Here is a 3240-nt window from a genome sequence, read left to right as displayed (position 1 = left end):
TTAGGGACGGTGGTAGCAATCCTGCTCACCGGCCTGTTCTTCTGGTGGCTGTCGGCGAGCGAGCGGCTGGCACCGGTGCTGAAAGGTCTAGCCTCGGTCGACCTGCGCATTCTCCTCCTGGCCTTCCCGCTGGTGGTCATCCTGCAGCTCGGCCGAGCCGGGCGCTTCGTACTGCTGCTGGAGCGGATGCGGGCGGGCGGGCTGCTCGCGAGCTTCCGCATCTCCTGCGTCCATATCGCGCTCAACTTCCTCCTGCCCTTCAAGCTCGGCGAGGCGGCCTTTCCTTTGCTGGCGCGCCGCCTAATGGGCGTGGACCTGGCTGCCGGGACCGCCACCCTGCTCGCCGTGCGCGTCCTGGACCTGGGCACGCTCGGCGCCATGCTGGCGCTTGCTGCGACCTGGGCGGTGCCGGCACTGGCAGGATGGCGCTGGCTAGCGGTGCTCGCCGCCGCGTTGGCACTGGCGGCCCCCCTGTTCCTCATGGCGGGCGGCCGGCTGCTCGTGCATCGGGTACAGAAGCTCGCGACCGTGGCGGACGTCCTGAACCGTGCCCGTGCCCGACACACGTTCGGCCAGGTGACCGCCCTGTCGCTGCTGGTGTGGATCTGCCACGCAGCGGTCGCCTGGCTGGCATTCGCGGCGCTCGGCCATCCGGTCGACGTCGCGACCGCGGTGTTCGCCGGGGCCTGCGCCAACGTGGCCTTCGCCCTGCCCTTCCAGGGCATCGCGGGGTTGGGCCCGGTCCAGGCGGCGTTCGCCTGGGCGGCCAGCAGTGCCGGTGTACCACTGCAGGAGGCGATCACCGCAGCGCTTGCCTGCCACGCGATCCTGCTGGTCTCGGGCTGCCTGCTCGGTGCACTGGCGCTCCTGATGGAGCCGCGACTGCAATGGTGGCGCAAGCCGGAGCTGAGTGTCGTGGACTAGCTGGCCGGCACGGCCTGGAACGGCTTGGCCATGAACAGGCTCAAGGGGTCCGCCCCGTAGTCGCCGAACGGGCCGACCTCGACAAAGCCGAACGAGCGATACAGGGCGATCGCCTCCGGCTGATGGATGCCGGTCTCGAGCTGCATGGTCAGTCGCTCCGCCCGAGCGACCTTCTCCAGGGCATGAAGCAGCTGGCGGGCGAAGCCGCGGCCGCGATGAGCCGGGGCGATGAACATCCGCTTCAGCTCCGCATGTTGCCGGTCTCGGCGGACCAGGGCGCCGCAGCCGGCCAGCTGCCCGCCCACCAGCACGCCGAGCAGGGTGACGTGCGGCAGGGCCAGAGCACGGGCATCGGTCAGGTGGTTGCTCTCGGCGGGATAGAGCGAGGCCATCAGCCGGTCGCTCTCTTCCAGAAGTGCCTGGAGGCCAGGGTGGTCCGCCGCGATGGGCAGGATCCGGACATCGGTCGCAATCATCGGCGGTTCCTTCGCTGCTCGTCCGGGCTCAGCCGGCAAGACCCGGCCGGCCGGACGCGGTGGCCGTCACCACCGCTTCCACGAAGATCGAGCCGCCCTGGATGCCGTCCACGACCGTGACCTGCTCGTCCAGGCTGATCGCGACCTCGCCGGCACCCGCGGCCAGGGCCTTGGCGCGGGCCTGCCGCTCCGCCTCGAGGCGGGCATGGGCTAGGGCCTCGGCCAGGACGAAGGTGTCGAACGGGCCGTCGGCGCCATGGACCCGCAGCCGGTCCTGGCCGATCGCGCCGATCGTCACCCGCGCCTGCTGGATGACGTCGCCGGCCACGGCACCCAGCGCGTTGCTGACCTCGGCAAAGGGCGGGATCACCGCGGTGGTGCCCAGGCGCGCGCAGGCCTCGGGATAGAGCAGGCGGGCGGGTGCACCGATCGCGACCACCGGCAGGCCCAGCGTGATGCGTGGGCGGACCAGGCCGCCGGCGTCACCGGATATGGCGCGCTCCATCAGCAGTGCGGCTGCTCCCGGGTCGGGCAGCCCGTCCTCTGCGCAGGCAGCACCCAACAGCGCCAGGGCGGTCTGGCGGGTGGCGAGCTCCATCACCAGGCGAGCGAAGATCTCCGGATCCTCCAGCCCCGCGTCCTTGTCCACCAGCGATTCCAGCCGGCCCCGCAGCCTCGCCCCCAGCACCGCCGCCGCCCGGTTCCAGTTGCCCTGGAGGCCCAGCACATGGGCGGCATCGGACGGGGTGAAGGCCGAGCGGATCACCAGGCCGCGGTCGATCAGCCGGGTGAGCTGGCGCTCGGCGTGGCGGCGCTCGCACAGCTCGTCCAGCGCCATCGGCCCCTCGCCCAGCCACTCCCATACCTCGCGCTGGAGGCGCGGCAGCCCCGCGGGATCGGGGAGGGCCCGCAGGCGCAGGGCGAACATCCCGTCCAGCGGGCGCCAGAACGGCCGAGCGAGCTGGGCTTCCAGCTCCGCCAGCACGCGAGGATGCTGGTGCGCCAGGAGCGAGAGCGGCACGGCGCGCCTGGGTCCCAGCACCAGGCGGCGCCCCTCGTCGCGGCGAAGCTCGCTGTCGCCGCCGAGGCCGATCGTGTGGACCGCGATCGCCTCGACCATGGTGCGGAACCGGCCGACCCTGGCACCGGCCGCATCCAGTTCGGGCCGCCCGCCGCGCAGGAAGGCGATGTCGGTGGTGGTGCCACCGATGTCGGACACCAGCGTGTCGCTCAGGCCGGAGAGCTTGGCAGCCCCGACCACGCTTGCCGCCGGTCCGGACAGGATGGTCTCGACCGGCCGCTGCAGCGCGGTGGCGGCGGTGACCAGCGAGCCGTCACCCTTGGTCACCATCAGCGGGGCGGTGATGCCGCGGCTGGCCAGCAGGTCCTGCACCCCGCCGATCAGGCGGTGGATGTCGCCGATCAGCCGGGCGTTCAGGAGCGTGGTCAGTGCCCGGCGGGTGCCGTCCAGGCGCGCGGTCAGCTCGTGCGAGCAGGTCACCGGGCGACCGGTAGCTTCGGCCAGCAGCCGGGCGGCCCGGCGCTCATGTGCCGGGTTGCGCACCGCGAAATGGCCGGTGACCGCGAACGCATCCACCTGCGGTGCCAGCCTGCCGGCCTCGGCCAGGAGTGCGGCCTCGTCCAGCGGCGCCTGCTCCGACCCGCTGGCGTCGTGGCCGCCCGCCACGAATATCGCCGGGTCGCCGTGCAGCGCCTCCTTCAGGTCGGCCCGCTCCAGCGCATCGGGGCCAAAGCCGATCAGGACCAGGGCCACCGGCCCGCCATGGCCTTCGACCAGCGCGTTGGTGGCGAGCGTGGTCGACAGGCCGACCAGCTCGAC

Annotated in this window: 3 protein-coding genes; 1 reads left to right on the top strand and 2 read right to left on the bottom strand. The window is 72.4% G+C overall.

The window, feature by feature from the left end; all coding sequences use genetic code 11:
- Positions 1–924 (top strand): lysylphosphatidylglycerol synthase transmembrane domain-containing protein (locus EQG76_RS08260; RefSeq protein ID WP_159712328.1); only part of this gene is annotated, 924 nt, incomplete at its 5' end.
- On the opposite strand, the gene EQG76_RS08255 is transcribed toward EQG76_RS08260, so the two are convergent.
- Positions 921–1400, bottom strand: a complete 480-nt coding sequence (locus EQG76_RS08255; protein WP_159712326.1) for a GNAT family N-acetyltransferase — start codon at positions 1398–1400, stop codon at positions 921–923. The two genes, EQG76_RS08260 and EQG76_RS08255, sit on opposite strands and share 4 nt — an antisense overlap.
- Before the next feature lie 28 nt (positions 1401–1428).
- The coding region (locus EQG76_RS08250) for a hydantoinase/oxoprolinase family protein (protein ID WP_159712324.1) at positions 1429–3240 on the bottom strand (1812 nt) is incomplete at its 5' end.

Origin of the sequence: Geminicoccus flavidas, assembly GCF_009806515.1 — a bacterium.
Classification (GTDB): Bacteria; Pseudomonadota; Alphaproteobacteria; order Geminicoccales; family Geminicoccaceae; genus Geminicoccus; species Geminicoccus flavidus.
This window is presented reverse-complemented; position numbering and strand designations above follow the sequence as displayed.